Annotated in this window: 1 protein-coding gene; it reads right to left on the bottom strand. The window is 41.8% G+C overall.

Features of this window, described 5'->3' with window-relative positions:
* On the bottom strand, nucleotides 1-251 hold a 251-nt coding region (locus tag HMPREF2904_RS11925; RefSeq protein WP_256263237.1), incomplete at both ends, for an SspB-related isopeptide-forming adhesin.

Genomic DNA, 251 nt, shown 5'->3' with positions numbered 1-251 from the left:
GTTGCTGGAATATCAAACTTGTAGTAACGTCCAAATTCGAATTTAGTTGTGTCGATCACTTGTGTGTTTTCCGCATCGCCAAGTGACTTCGTGAAGCCATCTTTAAGGGTTGCAGTGATCACACCGTTGTTCACAGTGATATCGAATTTAGCTGTTACATCCGCACCAGTCTTACCATCATAAGCTTTGATTGCTGAACCATCAACATCAACTTTAGCCTCATCGTAGTCATCTGAGATTCCTACTGATTG

Source organism: Streptococcus sp. HMSC072G04 (assembly GCF_001813295.1).
In the GTDB taxonomy this organism is placed as follows: domain Bacteria; phylum Bacillota; class Bacilli; order Lactobacillales; family Streptococcaceae; genus Streptococcus.
Note: the sequence above shows the minus strand (reverse complement) of the source record. Positions and strands in the feature narration are given on the sequence as shown.